Here is a 16,943-nt window from a genome sequence, read left to right as displayed (position 1 = left end):
CTCGCAGGTCAATTAGCTCACACTCGCTCAAGGATCATGGCAATGCCCTGACCCACGCCAATACACATCGTACACAGCGCATAACGTCCATTGCGTCGTTCCAGCTCCAGCGTTGCGGCCAGCGCTAACCGCACACCGCTCATCCCCAGCGGGTGACCTAAAGCGATAGCCCCCCCATTGGGATTCACGTGTTCTGCGTCATCTGCCAGTCCAAGCTGTCTCATCACACCCAACGCCTGGGCGGCAAAGGCTTCATTCAGCTCAATCACATCCATATCGTTGATATTCAGCCCGGCGCGCTCCAGCACTTTTCGTACCGCAGGAACTGGCCCAAGACCCATGTACTTCGGTTCAACGCCCGCGGTCGCCATGGCGACAATGCGTGCACGCGGCGTTAGTCCCTGGGCCTTTATGTGTTGCTCGCTGGCTACGATCATTGCTGCCGCGCCGTCGTTCACCCCAGAGGCATTGCCTGCGGTGACCACGCCGTTCTTACGAAACGGTGTTTTCAGTTGTGCGAGTTGCTCCAGCGTGGTTTCTGCACGCGGATGTTCATCTTCACGTACTGCGCTAACTGCCCCTTTCTTGCCAATGATTTGTACCGGCACAATTTCCTGCGCCAGAATGCCGTCACACTGGGCTTTCGCCGTGCGCTGCTGGCTGCGATACGCAAAGGCGTCCTGGTCCTCTCGGCTTATATTTAACAATTCAGCTACATTCTCCGCCGTTTCGGGCATGCTGTCAGTTCCGAATTGTTGCTGCATGAGCGGGTTCACAAAACGCCAGCCAATGGTGGTATCAAACATCTCTGCCTGACGCTGAAACGGCGCGGTCGCTTTGCCCATTACAAACGGCGCGCGTGACATTGACTCAACACCACCGGCGATCAGCAGATCGGCATCACCGGCTTTGATCGTGCGAGCAGCGAAGCCGATCGCATCAAGCCCGGAGCCGCACAGACGGTTGATGGTCGTGCCGGCAACGCTGTGCGGATAATCCGCCAGCAAGGTCGCCATATGCGCCACGTTGCGGTTATCCTCGCCCGCCTGGTTGGCGCAACCGAAGATCACATCGTCAATAGCGCTGGGATCCAGGCGTGGGTTGCGGTTGAGTAATTCACGCAACGGGATAGCCGCCAGATCGTCGGCACGCACGCCTGCCAGCGCCCCGCCGTAGCGACCAATCGGGGTACGAATACCGTCACAAATAAATGCGTCACGCATTAGACTTCTCCTGTAATCGTGCCACCGATGCGGTGGGATTTACCGCGAAACAGAGCCACGGTTTTGTGTTGCTGATTGACAATTTCAATGTCGTAAACGCCAGTGAGTTTGCCTTGCTGCTTAACCCGCGCGGTGGCGGTCAATTTGTCACCTGCAAAGGCCGGACGCAGAAAGTCGATACTGGCTGCTGAGGCTACTGCTGCCAGTCCCTGACTGTTGCAGGCGTAAGCAAAGGCAGTATCCGCCAGCGAAAACAGTTGCCCGCCGTGACAGGTCTGATGGCCATTCAGCTGCGACGGCGACACGGTCATGGTCATCTGCGAATAACCGTCGTCCATCTCAATAATTTCAATCCCCAGCGCCTGCGCGCAGGTGTCTTTCACATACATGGCGCGGGCGATAGCGTTCTTCGCCATAGTGCTGTTGTAGGTTTTCCAGCAGACGCAGCACACGTCCCCAGCCGAGCGATTCGCCCCAGGCCAGCGGCCCGTGCGGGTAGTTAACCCCCAAGCGCATGGCGATATCGATATCCTCGGCGCTGGCGACTCCTTTTTGCAGCGCATCCAGCGCTTCGTTCGCCAGCATCGCTACCGTGCGCCATACCAGCAGCCCTGGGTAGTCGGCAATACGCAGCACTTTTTTGCCCTGCTGCTGGAAGTAGTACACCGCTTTGTCGGTGGCTGAAGCCGGGTTGGTTGATGCGCTTGCCAGCACGACGGTGTCGCCCACAGCATGGTCATACACCACCACCGGGCGCTGGTGCTGCACGCTTAAGGCCAGCGCGGTTTCACCGGTTGTTTCAAGGAGCAGCACATCATCCAGTTCAGTGACAACGTCACGCTTGATATTTTTTGCTGCATTTTCAGGCGCTACCGCTGCAACAGCCAGTTCAGGCGATACTTCAGCAGGCCAGCAATAGACGCCGTGGCCGCTCTTCTTGCCCAGACGCCCCGCCAGAGCGAGCTCCTGTTGCAGCAAAGACGGTAGAAAACGGCGGTCCTGCCAGAAGGCGTTAAACACCGAACAGGTCACGGCAAAATTGACGTCCTGACCAATCAAGTCGGTCAGCGCCAGCGGTCCCATCGGGAAGCCGCCGCCGTCACGCAGCGCCGCATCAATCACTTCCGCTGACGCAACCTGTTCTTCCAGCGCGCGCCAGGCTTCAGCGTAGTACGGACGCGCCACGCGGTTGACGATAAAACCCGGCGTTGAGCGGCAGCGCACCGGCTGCTTGCCCCAGGCGATTACGCACTGGCAAAGCAGCTCGACTACCTCAGTTGAGGTGGCAAGGCCGCTCACCACTTCCACCAGTTTCATCACCGGTGCCGGGTTAAAGAAGTGCAGCCCCGCCACACGTTCCGGATGCTTCACTCCCGCCGCAATTGCGGTAATTGAGATCGACGAGGTATTACTGGTCAGCAGCGTTGACGGCAAACAGATCTCCGCCAACTGACTGAACAGCGCTTTTTTAATTTCCAGCCGCTCGGAAGCGGCTTCAATCACCAGTTGTGCATCGGCAAGCTGATTCAGTTCAGTCGCGGGTACGATTCGTGCCAGCAGCTCACTGGCCTGTTCCGCACTAATTTTTCCACGACCAACACGAACGTCGAGTCGCTGGCGAATACCCTCAATGGCGCGAGTAATCGCCTCAGCGGAAATGTCATACAGCAGGACCGAATGCCCGGCGCTGGCAGCCACCTCGGCAATGCCTGCACCCATTGTTCCGCCGCCGATCACGGCAACGCGGTGAAGTGTTTTCGTCATGGCTTATTTCCCGCTGAACTGTGGTGGGCGTTTGCCGAGAAAGGCGCTGACCCCTTCGCGATAGTCGTCGCTGCGACCGGCCATGCGCTGGTAGTCGCGCTCAAGCTCAAGCTGCTGATCCAGCGTGTTGGTTTCGGAAAGCTGCAAGGCTTTCTTAATCAGCCCCAGGCCATAGGTCGGCTGCGTCGCGAAACGGCGCGCCATGGTCAACGCGGTATCTTTCAACTCGGCATCGTCGACCACTTGCCAGATCATGCCCCACTGCGCGGCCTGTTCGGCGCTGAGGTTATCGCCAAGCATCAGTAAGCCGACGGCGCGAGCGCGACCGGCTACGCGCGGCAGCACCCAGCTTCCGCCGCAGTCCGGCACCAGGCCGAGCTTGCTGAAGGCCATGACAAACTTCGCCGAGCGCGCGGCGAGGACGATGTCGCAGCCCATGGCCAGTGTGGCACCAGCACCAGCGGCAACGCCGTTGACGGCACAGATAACCGGCTTCGGCAGCGCGGCTAAGCGGCGCACCAGCGGGTTGTAGAAGCGTTCCACCGACATGCCAAGATCCGGCGCGGGGCCGCTCGGGTCAACGTTACGGTCGTTCAGATCCTGTCCGGCGCAAAACCCGCGTCCGGCACCGGTGATCAGCAGGCAACGAATGGCTTCGTCGCGCTCGGCCTGTCTCAGGCAGTCGGCGAGCTGCTGGTGCATCACGTCGTTAAAGCTGTTGAGTCGGTCCGGGCGGTTCAGGGTGATAGTCATCACGCCCTGCTCCACTTCGCTGAGAATAAATGCGTCCACGATTAGCGTCCTTTAAATTCCGGTGTGCGTTTTTCTAAAAAGGCGCTGACGCCTTCACGACGATCTTCGGTGCCGCTCAGCAGCGTAAACAGCTGACGTTCCTGCACCAGACCGGCCTGGAGACCCACTTCTTGCGCAGCGCGTAGAGACTGTTTTGCCGCCCGCAGCGCCAGCGGTGAGTGACGGGCGATGGTCGCCGCCAGCTTGAGCGCGTATTCATCGGAGAGGTTCGCCGGGTGAATGTCACTCACCAGCCCGGCCTGTTGCGCTCGTTCTGCATCAATGCTTTCACCGCTCAGCACCATTCGGCTGGCCAGCGCTTTGCCAACACAACGGATAAGCCGCTGCGTACCGCCCGCCCCTGGCATGGTGCCGAGAGTAATCTCCGGCAGACCAAAGCGCGCGTTATCCCCGGCAATCACCAGGTCGCACAGCAGCGCCAGCTCGCAGCCCGCGCCCAGTGCGTAACCGTTAACCACCGCGATCAACGGCTTGTTGAAGGCATCAATACGTGCCCACAGGCGTGGGCGAATATCGTCGAAAGTGGCGGGCAGATCTTTTTCCGCCATTTCATTGAGATCGGCCCCGGCGGCGAAATAGCGCGTGTTGCCGCTAATCACGCAAACGCTGATGCTGGCGTCCGCCGCCGCGCTTTCCAGCGCGTCAGCAATCTGCGTTAGCAGCGCATTGTTCAGGGCGTTACGCGCCTGCGGACGGTTCAGAGTCAGTTGCAGTACACGGTCGTGACGGGAAATCAGCAGTTCGCTCATGCCATCCCCCGCGCATCGAAGTCGACCACTACGTCACCGCTGGTTGGCAGCGCCTGGCAGCTCAGCACATAGCCCGCCGCCAGTTCATCGGCTTCAAGGCTGTAGTTGGCGGCCATCGCCACCTCGCCACTGACCACCTTGCATTTGCAGGTGGCGCACACGCCGCCTTTACAGGCGAACGGCAGGTCAGCACCCTGGCGCAGCGCGGCGTCGAGAATGCTGTCATCTTCCGCATTCAGTGAAATCAGGCGATCGCGCCCATCCTGACGAAGGGTGACCGCGCGGCCTTCCGCCTGGATGCCGGTGGCGCGTTTCACGCTGGTCCCCGGCGTATTAAAACGCTCAAGGTGAATGGATTTTTCCGCTATACCCAGTTCACGCAGTGCCACTTCGGCTTCATCCATCATCGCCGATGGGCCACAGATAAAGGCGTCATCAAAGCGGCTGAAATCGAGCAAGTTTTTGCCCAGCGCACGCAGTTTGTCGCCGTCAATACGACCCTGTAGCAGATCGCTGTCCATCGACTCCTGACTGAACAGGTGCACCACCTGTAAACGCTGCGGATAGCGGTCTTTCAGATCGGCCAGCGCCTGACGGAACATCATGCTGTGGCTGCTGCGGTTGCCGTAGATCAGCGTGAACTGGCTGGCCGGTTCGGTCGTCAGCGTCGCTTCAATAATCGCCATCATCGGCGTAATGCCGGACCCGGCGGCAATCGCCAGATATTCGGCTTCGCGCTCGGCCTGCGGCTGGTAGCCAAAATGGCCTTGCGGCACCATCACTTCCAGCGTCATACCCTGCTGGATATCCTGCTGGGCATAGCGGGAGAAACGCCCACCGTCGATAGCTTTAACCGCGACGCTAATTTCCGACGGCGAGCGGCTGCGACAAATGGAGTAACAACGACGCAGCTCTTCTCCACCGAGGTGAGCTTTCAGCGTCAAATGCTGGCCCGGTCGAAAGGCGTAGTCATTACGCAGCGCGTCAGGAATGGTGAAAGTGATGGTCACCGCATCGCGCGTTTCCGCTTCGACGTTGGCCACGGTAAGCGAATGAAATGTTGTCATCGCAACCTCAAATACATTTAAAGTAATCAAAGGGTTCGCGGCAGCTGTCGCAGCGATATAACGCTTTACAGGCCGTGGAACCGAATTCGCTAATCAGCGAGGTATGGGTGCTGGCGCAGCGCGGGCACTGTACGTCAGTTGGCATTTCGGCATGACAGGCGTGGGCCTGCGGCGGGCTGATACCATACTGGCGCAGGCGTTCGCGGGCGTCCGGGCTCATCCAGTCAGTGGTCCACGGTGGGTCAAGCTGCAGGACGATATGTACTGGCGTATAGCCGCGCTCCGCCATCACCGCGCGAATTTCACCCAGTAGATGCTCGGTGGCCGGGCAGCCGGAGTACGTCGGCGTAAAGCCGATTACCCAGCCGTCGCCGCAGCGCTCAACGCTGCGTACCATGCCGAGATCGGTGATGGTCAGCACCGGCACTTCCGGATCGGAAATCGCACTTAACAGCCCCCAAACGGTGTGCACCTCTGGCGGTGCGATCGCGGTAAGACGTTGCATAGCCCCCCCTGCTACCACTGCTGACCAGGATACGCACGCTGCAAGTACTGCATCTCGGCCAACATCGGCCCGAGATGTTCGCTGTGTAGCCCCTGCTTGCCGCCGTTGCGAAACGCCGCCTCTTGCGGAACGTGTAAACCAGAATCAATCAGCGCAGTGTGTACTGTCGTTTGCCATTCGGTTTGCAGTTCGCGCGGATCGACGGCAATGCCCTGCCTGGCCAGACCGATCTCCAGTTCGTCGGCAAGGAACAATTCGCCGGTGTAACGCCACAGATTGTCCACCGCCTTCTGTATCAGTTGCGCGGAGTAGTCAGTACCATTCCCCAGTCGCTCCAGCCAGCCGCGGCTGAAGCGCTGGTGATAACGCACCTCTTTCAGTCCTTTGGCAGCGATAGCCGCAATCTGCTTATCGCGGCTGTTAACCAAACGAGTGAACAACGCCACGTGCCAGACGTCGATAAAGAACTGGCGAGCGATCGTGTCGGCAAAGTTGCCGTTAGGTTGTTCTACCAGCAACAGGTTGCGGAACTGACGCTCATCACGACCAAAAGCCAGCGTGTCTTCGTCGCCGCTACCCGCCAGTTCGGCTGCGTAGCTGAGGAAGTTGCGCGCCTGCCCCAGCAGGTCGAGGCCGATATTAGCCAGCGCCAGATCAATCTCCAGCTCCGGCGCATGGCCGCACCAGGCACCCAGACGCTGAGCCAGCACCAGGCCGTTATCGCCCAGACGCAGGGCATAGGTTGCAACGGGATTCAGGTTATTCATCGTTGCCTCACATATGTTCCATGCCGTCCGGCACGGTGTAGAACGTGGGATGGCGATAGACTTTGCTCTCCGCCGGGTCGAAAAATTCACCGCGTTCCTCCGGCTGTGACGCAACAATTTCGCTGGCTTTCACCACCCAGAGGGAGCAGCCTTCGCTGCGGCGAGTATAGGCATCGCGGGCATTTTCCAGCGCCATCTGGTCATCGGCGGCATGCAGACTGCCAACGTGACGGTGCGATAACCCCTGTTTGCTGCGGACAAAAACTTCGTATAACGGCCAGTATGTTTTGCTCATGACTCTCTCCTTACGCCGCGTCGCGGGCCTGTTGCTTTTCGGCGTGCGCCAGTGCGGCCTCGCGCACCCATGCCCCTTCTTCCCAGGCCTTACGCTTTGCGCCCAGACGTTCGTGGTTGCAGACACCACGACCGTTGATGACCTCATTAAATTCCTGCCAGTCGATCTCGCCGAATCGATATTTCCCCGTCGCTTCATCAAGCTGTAGGTCGGCGTCCGGCACGGTCATACCGAGGATTTCTACCTGCGGGACCGTGTTATCAACAAAGCGCTGACGCAGTTCGTCGTTGGAGTGCAGTTTGATTTTCCACGCCATGCTGCGGGCGCTGTTCGGTGAGTTGTCGTCGTTCGGGCCAAACATCATCAGCGCAGGCCACCAGAAACGGTTGATGGCGTCCTGCAGCATCTGACGCTGTTCCTCGCTACCGGTAGCCAGCGCCATACACGCTTCGAAGCCCTGACGCTGATGGAAGCTCTCTTCTTTGCAGATTTTGACCATCGCCCTGGCATACGGGCCGTAGGAGGTACGACACAGCGCCACCTGGTTAACAATCGCCGCGCCATCGACAAGCCAGCCGATCACACCGATATCCGCCCAGCTCAGAGTTGGGTAGTTGAAAATGGAGGAGTATTTCATCTGGCCGTCGAGCATCTTCTGGTACAGATCTTCACGCGCGCAGCCCAGTGTTTCCGCCGCGCTGTAGAGGTACAGTCCGTGTCCGGCCTCGTCCTGTACTTTTGCCAGCAGAATGGCCTTACGCCGCAGCGTGGGTGCGCGGGTTATCCAGTTGCCTTCCGGCAACATGCCGACAATTTCCGAGTGCGCATGCTGGCCAATCTGGCGGATCAGCGTCTTACGGTATGCGTCCGGCATCCAGTCCTGCGGCTCGATGGCCGTTTCCTGCGCGATGAGCTGGTCAAAGCGTTGTTCTTCTGTCATGTCATCACCTTATGATTCCGATAATTTCAACAAATCAATATTTTTAAATCACTTTGTTTTATAAAAGTTACATCTTGGTTAAATAAAACCACAAATTTTGTTTGCTGGTTTTGCGATACTTGTCGCAAATGGTTTTTGTTTATCCATTAATAACAGATAGATAACCAATGAAGGTAAAGTGTTCGCGATCTCATTGTTAATAAATTATTAAAATCTCGCTTGCATTTTGTGATTCATAAAAGAACTATTTAAAGAGATATTACGGAACACATCTGGAGATTAACGATGCAGCAGTTAGCCAGTTATTTATCCGGTGCCTGGCAGACAGGCCGGGGCCGCACCCGCACCATCCACCACGCCCTTACCGGTGAAGCGCTTTGGGAAGTGACAAGCGTTGGACTGGATATGGCGCAGGCGCGCCGCTTTGCTATTGAGCACGGCGGCAAAGCGTTACAGGCAATGAGTTTTATTGAGCGCAGCGCGATGCTAAAAGCGGTGGCGAAGCATTTAATGGAACTGAAAGCCGATTTCTATGCCATATCTGCGCAAACCGGAGCAACGCGCGGTGACAGCTGGGTCGATATCGAAGGCGGCATTGGCACGCTTTTCACTTATGCCAGTCTCGGTGGCCGCGAGCTGCCGGACGATACGCTGTGGCCGGAAGACGAACTGATCCCGCTGTCCAAACAGGGCGGTTTTGCCGCACGCCACGTGCTGACCTCCAAATCCGGTGTTGCGGTGCATATCAACGCCTTTAACTTCCCCTGCTGGGGTATGCTGGAGAAGCTGGCGCCAACCTGGCTTGCCGGGATGCCAGCCATTATCAAACCTGCAACCGCCACCGCGCAGCTCACTCAGGCAATGGTGAAAGCGATTATCGACAGTGGCCTGGTACCGAACGGCGCAATTAGCCTTATCTGTGGCGGCGCGGGTGACCTGCTCGATCACCTCGACAGCCAGGATGTGGTGACTTTTACCGGTTCTGCTCATACCGGGCAGCAGTTGCGCGTGCACCCCAACCTGGTGGCTAAATCGGTTCCATTCACCATGGAAGCGGATTCACTCAACTGCTGTGTGCTTGGTGATGACGTCACCCCAGAACAGCCTGAGTTTGCATTGTTTGTACGTGAAGTCGTACGCGAGATGACGACCAAAGCCGGGCAGAAATGTACCGCTATACGCCGCATTATCGTGCCACAGGCGCAGGTGAAAGCAGTCAGCGAGGCGCTGATTACCCGTCTGCAAAAAGTGGTAGTGGGCGATCCGGCGCAGGAAGGCGTGAAGATGGGGTCGCTGGTGAATAATGATCAGCGTCAGGACGTGCAGGATAATGTGAATCGTCTGGTTGAAGCCGGGTGTGAGGTGCTGCTGGGCGGAAAAGCAGATCTGAGCACGGCTGGGGCTTTCTTCCCGCCAACGCTGCTGTTTTGTCCGCAGCCGGATGAAATTGCCGCGGTACATGCAATTGAAGCCTTTGGTCCGGTCGCCACGCTGATGCCGTATCAAAATACCGGGCATGCCATGACGCTGGCGCGCGCCGGTGAAGGCAGTCTGGCAGGAACGCTGGTGACGGCGAGCGGCGAACTGGCGCGAGAGTTTATCCTCGGTGCGGCCCGCGCCCACGGGCGTATTCAGGTGCTGAACGAAGAGTCCTCGGCGGAATCGACCGGTCACGGCTCTCCGCTGCCACAGCTGGTCCACGGCGGGCCTGGACGTGCAGGCGGCGGTGAAGAGCTGGGCGGTCTGCGTGCGGTGAAACACTACATGCAACGCACCGCCATTCAGGGCAGCCCAACCATGCTCGCGGCGGTAAGCCAACAGTGGGTGCGTGGCGCTCGGGTAGAGGAAGATCGTATTCACCCGTTTCGTAAATACTTCGAAGAGATCCAGCCGGGCGACAGCCTGCTGACGCCACGTCGTACACTGACCGAAGCGGATATCGTTAACTTTGCCTGCCTCAGCGGTGACCACTTCTACGCCCATATGGACAAGATTGCAGCAGCCGATTCCATTTTCGGCGAGCGCGTGGTGCACGGTTACTTCCTGATTTCCGCCGCAGCCGGTCTGTTTGTTGACGCGGGCGTCGGTCCGGTGATTGCCAACTATGGCATGGAAAATCTGCGCTTTATCGAGCCGGTTAAGCCGGGCGACACTATCCAGGTACGTTTAACCTGCAAACGCAAAACAGTGAAACGTCAGCGCAATGCCGAAGAAAAAGCGACCGGCGTGGTGGAGTGGTCGGTGGAGATCTTTAATCAGCACCAGCAGGCGGTGGCGCTGTATTCCATTCTGACGTTGGTTGCGCGTCAGCATGGGGATTTCCCGGCGTAAGATTCCGGTGTAGGTTCGCTCGATCAGGCTTGAAACAAAAAGCAAAAAGCCTGCTTAGTTTCCTAAGCAGGCTTCTTAAATATGGCTCCTCTGACTGGACTCGAACCAGTGACATACGGATTAACAGTCCGCCGTTCTACCGACTGAACTACAGAGGAATCGTTGTGGAGGCTTATCTTAGCGGCGAAAAAAATTTTGTCAAACCCCATTTCCTCGAATGCGAATCAATTGATGCTTCTCTCGACAGTTTGTTGCATTTACAGACATTTTAAATAGAAAAAACTTTGCAGCTTTTTTGATTCTCCCTCATCATTTGAAATGAGGTTTCAACTTTCTTCGTTAAGGTCCACTTTGAACGTCTCCGCTGCCTTACGCCAGGTCGCTTCCCGCACGCCCTGGTATGCCAAACGCAAGAGTTATAAGGTTCTCTTTTGGCGCGAAATCACTCCGCTGGCTGTCCCCATTTTTCTGGAAAACACCTGTGTGCTATTGATGGGTGTTCTGAGTACCTTCCTGGTCAGCTGGTTGGGAAAAGAAGCGATGGCCGGTGTCGGACTCGCCGACAGCTTTAATATGGTCATCATGGCATTTTTCGCCGCCATCGATCTGGGCACCACCGTGGTTGTAGCATTTAGCCTCGGGAAACGAGATCGTCGACGGGCCAGAGCCGCGGCCAGACAATCACTGGTGATCATGACAATTTTTGCTACCGTTCTGGCAGCTGTCATTCACTATTTTGGTCAACAGATTATTGACGTTGTCGCAGGTGAAGCAACGCCAGACGTTAAAGCTTTGGCACTCACCTATCTGGAGCTGACGGTGCTCAGCTACCCGGCGGCAGCCATTGCGCTGATCGGCAGTGGCGCACTACGTGGAGCCGGAAATACAAAAATACCGTTGTTGATTAACGGCGGCATGAACATCCTGAATATCATCATCAGTAGCATCCTGATTTACGGGATCTTTTCCTGGCAAGGTCTGGGATTTGTGGGAGCAGGCCTGGGACTGACCATTTCGCGCTACATCGGGGCGATTGCCATCATCTGGGTACTGATGATTGGTTTTAACCCCGCGCTGCGAATTCCCTTCAAAAGCTATTTTAAGCCACTCAATCTCGCCATTATCTGGGAGGTGATGGGGATCGGCATTCCGGCAAGTATCGAGTCAGTGCTGTTCAATGGCGGTAAACTTTTGACGCAGATGTTTGTTTCAGGCATGGGAACCAGCGTTATCGCCGGGAATTTTATTGCATTTTCTATCGCCGCGCTTATCAACTTACCGGGGAATGCTTTAGGTTCCGCGTCGACAATCATTACCGGCAGGCGTCTGGGAAATGGTCAGATTGCCCAGGCTGAAATCCAGCTGCGGCATGTATTCTGGCTGTCGACGATCGGCCTGACGGCAATTGCCTGGCTAACCGCTCCTTTCGCCGGGGTGATGGCCTCGTTTTATACCCACGATCAGGATGTAAAAGAGGTCATAGTCATCCTGATTTGGCTCAACGCAGCATTTATGCCGATATGGGCTGCATCCTGGGTGTTACCAGCAGGCTTTAAAGGTGCGCGAGATGCACGTTTTGCTATGTGGGTATCGATGCTGGGCATGTGGGGCTGCCGCGTAGTCGCGGGTTACACCCTGGGTATCGTATTAGGATGGGGCGTTGTCGGCGTTTGGTTAGGTATGTTCTTCGACTGGGCCGTACGCGCCGCGTTATTTTACTGGCGTATGGTCACCGGACGCTGGCTGTGGAAATACCCGCGCCCCGAACGCGAAAAGTGCATAAAACAACCGGTTGCGTCTGAATAAGCGGCGAAATGGGGAATATTTCAGCAAACGATCGCATTTATCTATTCAGGCTTTGACAACGCTGAGCGGCATCGCTAATATTCGCCTCGTTCAAACGATTCCTCTGTAGTTCAGTCGGTAGAACGGCGGACTGTTAATCCGTATGTCACTGGTTCGAGTCCAGTCAGAGGAGCCATATTTAAGAAGCCTGCTCAGGAAACTAAGCAGGCTTTTTGCTTTTCTGCGATCCCATTTGCCGGGTAAAGCGCTTCACTCCACATCCAGGCTTTTCCATACTGACGACGGGAGAATGTCCGTCTGCATATGCAAAATGTCTCTATGATCCAATTCGTTAACGTCATGGTTAAGTATCTTATCGTGCAACGACATCAAAATGAGACCCATACTTGCCCATGCCGATACTGCTGAAAGCAGCGCTAACCGCTTTATTAGTAATTCCACTGAGTACAATAGCCGGTGAGAAAGTCACGCTACGTTGCCCGGCGTAGTCAGAGTAATAAATTCTATATGTTTACCAATCGAGATGTTCTTTCGGTGAAGAATGGATTTCAGTTTATTTATGCGGATTCGGGACGGGCGGTGTCTTGTTCGATATTGTCGCGGGTACCGACGCAGGATCTGAGGCTGGAGACTTTGAGGTAACGCAGCTTTCTACCCGCCATTCAGCGACGTCAGGGAAGCCCGTTTACTCACGGGCTTTTGTAGTTAAATCTGATAATCAATCACCGCCTCATCTGGCTCCATCGCCTGGCGCTTAATTTCATCGACGGATAACCCTGCATTGCATAGCTCGATGAATCGCCAGACGTAGTTGCGCTGCAGCTGTCCGCGTTTAAGCCCTAGCCAAACGGTATTTGCATCAAACAAATGCCGGGTATCAAGACGGGTTAAGGTCCCCTCTTCCTGCTCGCCGCTGGATTGCTCTGCCACCAGCCCAATCCCCAACCCCAGCGACACGTAAGTTTTAATCACATCCGAGTCCTGGGCGCTGAGAATAATATCCGGTATCAGCCCTTTGCGAGCAAATGCTTCATCAATGCGGGAACGCCCTGTAATCCCCTGACGATAGGTAATTAACGGCCAGTGAGCGATAGACTCCAGCGTGAGTGGAGAAGCTTTCACTAATGGATGGTCGTGAGGAACAAGCAGGCTGTGATGCCAACGAAACCAGGGAAAAGCCACCAACAATGGATCGCTGCTCAGCCGCTCACTGGCAATTCCGATATCTGCCCCGCCATTTTGTAGCAGGACATCAATCTCCTGTGGCGTACCCTGAATAAGTTCCAGACGCACCTCAGGGAACAGCTCACGAAAGGCTTTTATCACCGCAGGCAAGCTATAGCGTGCCTGGGTATGCGTGGTGGCAATCGTCAGAACGCCGGACGTGTCATTGGTAAACAGATCCGCCAGTCGACGAACATTACTGGCCTCATTCAGAATACGCTCGGCAATAATCAGCAAGGCTTTACCCGGTTCGGTCATGCCCAACAGGCGTTTACCGCGACGGATAAAAATCTCGATGCCAAGTTCATCTTCAAGTTCACGAATGTGTCGGCTGACGCCCGACTGCGAGGTGTACAGTATATTCGCGACCTCTGTCAGGTTGTAATCCTGACGGGCCGCCTCGCGGATTATTTTAAGTTGCTGGAAATTCACATTTCGCTCCGGGCACATCAGACATTACGCTATTGTTAAAGTCTGATGCCCGGCATAACAAATAATAAAAACCTGCATCTTATTCCTTGTGGGAATAAGGTTTAGCTGACCAGCTGCAGCTCGCGATTTTCCAGCGCCGGACGGCTGACCAGCGACAACAGGATCTCCTTCACGGCCTGCGCCTGGGGCGATAAGCTCCCTCTGGCTGATACGTTCAACGATAATGGCAGATTCATCGATGGTGTTGTGATGCGTGCCATCCAGCCGTTAGCCGCATTGCATAATGAACGGGCGGCCGACTCAGGCAACACTGTGACACCCATACCACTGGCAATGGCGGCCGTTAGGGTGGAGATAGACTCAATTTCGCCAATCACTTTAGCCGTTAAGCGACGTAGCGAAAAAGCTTCATCCACGCGCAGGCGAACCGCGCTGTAATCCCGTGGCAAGAACAAATTCATCTGCGCCACCGCGGCTAAATCGACGCTTTGGCCAGGACACTCACGCGTGCCGACCAGGTAGAGATCCTCTTTAAGCAACGGTTGACTGCTGATGCCCGCCACAGGTGAACGCTCATAGAGCACTGCCATATCTAATTGCCCGCTGAGCAGCTTGTCATTCAGCACTGCCCCACTGTTTTCATGCAAATAGACCAGCACATCAGGCAGTTCGGCACGTAGCGTCTGTAATAACGGCATGGTAATGGATGACGCGACTGTCCCCGGCGCAAGGCCGATAGAGACCTGTCCACTCAAGGTCTGGCCCACGTTATTAACCGCAAGTTGCGCCTGTTCGCACTGACGTAAAATCGTCCGGGCGTGGGTATATAGCACTTTTCCTGCTTCCGTCGGCGTGACGCCACGCTTGGTACGAATCAGCAATTGCTGATCCAGCTCACCTTCCAGCGTAGCGACCTGCTGGCTCAGCGCGGGTTGCGCAATGTGCAACACTTCCGCTGCCTGGGTCAGGCTACCAATATCGACGATTTTCACGAAATATTTCAGTCGTCTGAAGTTCATTTTGCCTCCTGTCGGAATACCAGAACCCGTGCTGGCAGTCATTAAATTCAGGACTGCAAGATGCTTGCCACTTTCGTCTAAAACGGTGTTTTACGGTTAAAGCCGCGTAAAGTCAGGAGTAAAAGCGGAGAAAGATCATTCTGCACACCTAAGTATCTCATTCAGTCTGCCCTGGAAGAGGTAGACACGCACCAGAATGGGGCAAAAGCATAAAAAGACGGAAAGATCGCCGCTTTGCTGATTTTGTCAGCAAACGAACACACAAATGTATTTACCCCTTTGACAAGCCTCACCACCCTCGCTAATATGCGCCTCGTTCAAACGATTCCTCTGTAGTTCAGTCGGTAGAACGGCGGACTGTTAATCCGTATGTCACTGGTTCGAGTCCAGTCAGAGGAGCCATATTTAAGAAGCCTGCTTAGGAAACTAAGCAGGCTTTTTGCTTTTATGCCATTGCTCATTGCGCATATCAAAACCTCAACTTAGTCTGGCCAACACTTCATTCATAATAGCCGCAGGTATTTGTTCCAGACACTTGCCGTTCCGGGCTTCCATATCAATAGACAGGAACACCAATGAGTTGAGATGTCCGCTCTTCGCTCACTGCAGACTTTAAACTCACCCAGTACCTCCGCTCTGTGCCAGCAGAGGACTTTTCTATCGCCGCTGATATATTAATCCATGGAGAGCAGGCCAAATTTATAATATAAATTGACGGGTACGCTGAATTTTACAGGAACATCTCCAATGAATATTGCCGCCTCAATTGCCCTTTTGGGCGCTTGCCCATTTGTGAGTCTGGCGGCAGTACCGGTGACCTTTTCCGAAACTGTCCTGGATGCCGCAGGGCCAAAAGGTCCTTTGAAAGGCACGTTACTCACCCCGAATTCAAAACCAACAGCCGTTGTTCTTATCATTCCTGGCTCCGGGCCAACCGATCGGGATGGAAACAACCCGCTTGGTGTGAATGCATCGCCTTACCGACTTCTTGCTGAAGGCCTTGCTGCCAAAGGCTTTGCGACGCTTCGTATCGACAAACGTGGAATGTTCGCTAGCGCAATGGCCGTAGAGGATGCCAATGCGGTGACGATTGCTGACTATGTTGACGACGTTCGATCCTGGGTAGACGTGCTTAGACGTCACATGCACACCCCCTGTATTTGGGTTTTAGGGCACAGTGAAGGGGGCGTAGTCGCACTTGCCTCGGCTCAAGAAGAGAATGTGTGCGGTGTGATTCTTATCGCAACGCCCGGGAGGCCGATGGGCGAGGTGTTGAGGGGGCAACTTAACGCTAATCCGGAAAATGAAATTCTATTAAAGCAGGCACTGCCGATAATTGATGCTCTGGAGCATCGGCGGCGAGTCGATATTACGAATATTCACCCAGCACTGCAAAGTATCTTTAATCCTGCTGTTCAGGGTTTTTTGATCAATGCGTTTTCATATAATCCTGGTCATCTCATTTCGAGTATTTCCAAACCCGTATTAGTGCTACAAGGGCAACGCGATCTCCAGGTGGAAGAAACGGATGCAAGACTGCTTAAGGCCGCGAATCCTCAAGCGTCCCTGGTTATACTGCCCAATATGAACCATGTTATGAAAGAGGTGACTTCGGACGATCGCAAAGCGAATATCGCGACATACGCTGAACCAGCGCTCCCCTTAGCTCCCGGTTTAATCGACTCGATTGAGCATTTCCTGATCTGCAACTCACCTTTTCCCGAAAAGTAACAGCTGCTCTGCTCTCGGTGTCCTCCCAAAAACGGTTTACTTTTAAAGAGTTCAGCATGCTTTAAAGCATTCGTCTGCTCCATGCTCACAGCAGACATGGTCAGATGTCATTCCAACCGTCACATGCCAAAAGCAGACTCCCCCTTCCCCATCCGATATCCACCTCATAACATTTTTATAAATAACAAAGCATTAAGAAGTTCAACGTAATACAATTATATTTATAATTGTAATGATAACCATTCTCATATTACTATAAACGCGTGATAATTAACTT

General features: G+C 55.1%; 15 protein-coding genes, 3 tRNA genes and 1 pseudogene. 5 read left to right on the top strand and 14 right to left on the bottom strand.

All coding sequences use genetic code 11. The features are described 5' to 3' along the window. Window positions 1-17: 17 nt before the first annotated feature. From pcaF to paaA, 10 genes are read right to left on the bottom strand one after another with little or no spacing between them, the layout of a single operon-like run. Window positions 18-1,223 carry a 3-oxoadipyl-CoA thiolase gene (gene pcaF / locus OGX92_RS20715; protein WP_003832241.1) on the bottom strand — a complete coding sequence of 402 codons (1,206 nt, stop codon included), beginning with the start codon at window positions 1,221-1,223 and terminating at the stop codon, window positions 18-20. Further along, a complete protein-coding gene (gene paaI, locus OGX92_RS20710) occupies window positions 1,223-1,639 on the bottom strand; it encodes a hydroxyphenylacetyl-CoA thioesterase PaaI (RefSeq protein ID WP_286587013.1) in 417 nt (138 codons plus the stop codon). Before paaI ends, pcaF begins: the two co-directional genes overlap by 1 nt. Continuing rightward, entirely contained in the window at window positions 1,572-2,987 is a 1,416-nt protein-coding gene (locus OGX92_RS20705; protein ID WP_286587012.1) for a 3-hydroxyacyl-CoA dehydrogenase, read from the bottom strand. Before OGX92_RS20705 ends, paaI begins: the two co-directional genes overlap by 68 nt. 3 nt (window positions 2,988-2,990) lie before the next feature. Next, window positions 2,991-3,779, bottom strand: coding sequence for a 2-(1,2-epoxy-1,2-dihydrophenyl)acetyl-CoA isomerase PaaG (paaG, locus tag OGX92_RS20700; protein ID WP_063941445.1), 789 nt, complete (start codon window positions 3,777-3,779; stop codon window positions 2,991-2,993). A gap of 2 nt (window positions 3,780-3,781) precedes the next feature. Further along, complete coding sequence (gene paaF, locus OGX92_RS20695; protein WP_063941444.1) at window positions 3,782-4,549, bottom strand: 2,3-dehydroadipyl-CoA hydratase PaaF; 768 nt, start codon at window positions 4,547-4,549, stop codon at window positions 3,782-3,784. Further along, window positions 4,546-5,616 carry a 1,2-phenylacetyl-CoA epoxidase subunit PaaE gene (gene paaE, locus OGX92_RS20690; protein WP_286587011.1) on the bottom strand — a complete coding sequence of 357 codons (1,071 nt, stop codon included), beginning with the start codon at window positions 5,614-5,616 and terminating at the stop codon, window positions 4,546-4,548. Before paaE ends, paaF begins: the two co-directional genes overlap by 4 nt. Window positions 5,617-5,623: 7 nt before the next feature. Then, window positions 5,624-6,121 (bottom strand): 1,2-phenylacetyl-CoA epoxidase subunit PaaD, encoded by a 498-nt coding sequence (gene paaD, locus OGX92_RS20685; RefSeq protein WP_063941442.1) that lies wholly within the window; start codon window positions 6,119-6,121, stop codon window positions 5,624-5,626. An 11-nt stretch (window positions 6,122-6,132) separates the two neighbouring features. Continuing rightward, window positions 6,133-6,888: a 1,2-phenylacetyl-CoA epoxidase subunit PaaC gene (gene paaC, locus OGX92_RS20680; RefSeq protein ID WP_286587010.1), complete on the bottom strand. Its 756-nt coding sequence runs from the start codon at window positions 6,886-6,888 to the stop codon at window positions 6,133-6,135. A 7-nt stretch (window positions 6,889-6,895) separates the two neighbouring features. Continuing rightward, entirely contained in the window at window positions 6,896-7,183 is a 288-nt protein-coding gene (gene paaB / locus OGX92_RS20675; RefSeq protein WP_003832229.1) for a 1,2-phenylacetyl-CoA epoxidase subunit PaaB, read from the bottom strand. Between the two features lie 10 nt (window positions 7,184-7,193). Further along, window positions 7,194-8,123, bottom strand: a complete 930-nt coding sequence (gene paaA, locus OGX92_RS20670) for a 1,2-phenylacetyl-CoA epoxidase subunit PaaA (protein WP_193133915.1) — start codon at window positions 8,121-8,123, stop codon at window positions 7,194-7,196. Between the two features lie 285 nt (window positions 8,124-8,408). Here paaA and paaZ point away from each other — a divergent pair, with 285 nt between their 5' ends. Then, window positions 8,409-10,454 carry a phenylacetic acid degradation bifunctional protein PaaZ gene (paaZ, locus tag OGX92_RS20665; protein ID WP_126956023.1) on the top strand — a complete coding sequence of 682 codons (2,046 nt, stop codon included), beginning with the start codon at window positions 8,409-8,411 and terminating at the stop codon, window positions 10,452-10,454. An 82-nt stretch (window positions 10,455-10,536) separates the two neighbouring features. On the opposite strand, the gene OGX92_RS20660 is transcribed toward paaZ, so the two are convergent. Then, window positions 10,537-10,612, bottom strand: a tRNA-Asn gene (locus tag OGX92_RS20660). Between the two features lie 160 nt (window positions 10,613-10,772). Here OGX92_RS20660 and OGX92_RS20655 point away from each other — a divergent pair. Both OGX92_RS20655 and OGX92_RS20650 read left to right on the top strand, forming a co-directional pair. Then, entirely contained in the window at window positions 10,773-12,260 is a 1,488-nt protein-coding gene (locus OGX92_RS20655; protein ID WP_003846749.1) for an EmmdR/YeeO family multidrug/toxin efflux MATE transporter, read from the top strand. A 99-nt stretch (window positions 12,261-12,359) separates the two neighbouring features. After that, window positions 12,360-12,435, top strand: a tRNA-Asn gene (locus OGX92_RS20650). 530 nt (window positions 12,436-12,965) lie between these two features. Here OGX92_RS20650 and cbl read toward each other — a convergent pair. Both cbl and nac read right to left on the bottom strand, forming a co-directional pair. Further along, window positions 12,966-13,916, bottom strand: a complete 951-nt coding sequence (gene cbl, locus OGX92_RS20645; RefSeq protein WP_003832224.1) for an HTH-type transcriptional regulator Cbl — start codon at window positions 13,914-13,916, stop codon at window positions 12,966-12,968. Between the two features lie 101 nt (window positions 13,917-14,017). Next, window positions 14,018-14,935 carry a nitrogen assimilation transcriptional regulator NAC gene (gene nac / locus OGX92_RS20640; protein ID WP_008784390.1) on the bottom strand — a complete coding sequence of 306 codons (918 nt, stop codon included), beginning with the start codon at window positions 14,933-14,935 and terminating at the stop codon, window positions 14,018-14,020. Between the two features lie 326 nt (window positions 14,936-15,261). On the opposite strand from nac, the gene OGX92_RS20635 reads away from it, so the two are divergent. Next, a tRNA-Asn gene (locus OGX92_RS20635) sits at window positions 15,262-15,337 on the top strand. Window positions 15,338-15,412: 75 nt separating this feature from the next. Here the strand turns inward: OGX92_RS20635 and OGX92_RS20630 are convergent. Continuing rightward, window positions 15,413-15,499 (bottom strand): annotated as a pseudogene (locus OGX92_RS20630) (type II toxin-antitoxin system PemK/MazF family toxin); the annotation flags it as partial. A gap of 183 nt (window positions 15,500-15,682) precedes the next feature. On the opposite strand from OGX92_RS20630, the gene OGX92_RS20625 reads away from it, so the two are divergent. Next, entirely contained in the window at window positions 15,683-16,666 is a 984-nt protein-coding gene (locus tag OGX92_RS20625) for an alpha/beta hydrolase (protein WP_240389266.1), read from the top strand. Window positions 16,667-16,943 lie beyond the last annotated feature (277 nt).

The organism is Citrobacter sp. Cpo089 (assembly GCF_030332695.1).
Lineage (GTDB): Bacteria > Pseudomonadota > Gammaproteobacteria > Enterobacterales > Enterobacteriaceae > Citrobacter > Citrobacter portucalensis.
The sequence above is the reverse complement of the archived record's forward strand: the minus strand, read 5'-3'. Positions and strand labels throughout refer to the sequence as shown.